The sequence below is a fragment of the Escherichia sp. HH41S genome (genome assembly GCF_009820115.1).
GTDB classification, from domain to species: domain Bacteria; phylum Pseudomonadota; class Gammaproteobacteria; order Enterobacterales; family Enterobacteriaceae; genus Escherichia; species Escherichia coli_F.
Map to the genome: position 1 here is coordinate 1 of NZ_VNXE01000082.1, position 207 is coordinate 207.

Annotated in this window: 1 pseudogene; it reads right to left on the reverse strand. The window is 44.0% G+C overall.

The features are described from left to right. Positions 1–75: pseudogene (locus FQZ95_RS27035) on the reverse strand (hypothetical protein); the annotation flags it as partial. Positions 76–207: the final 132 nt, after the last annotated feature.

Sequence of the window (207 nt, forward strand, 5' to 3'; positions counted from 1 at the left end):
AAGCTTGCGGGTATTCATCACATAACGGTACAGGGCATCATTCAGCGGCGTCATTAACTGGCAGCACGCGTCAACCCTGCGTATTTTCATAGAAGGAGATCACTCAATAACTTCCATCGAGATCGGGTAATAACGGCGTTTTTCAAGGTAGTTGTCGCCTTTTGTAATAAAATTACGTTATGCAGCCTCTTTTTCTGGATTCAGGTA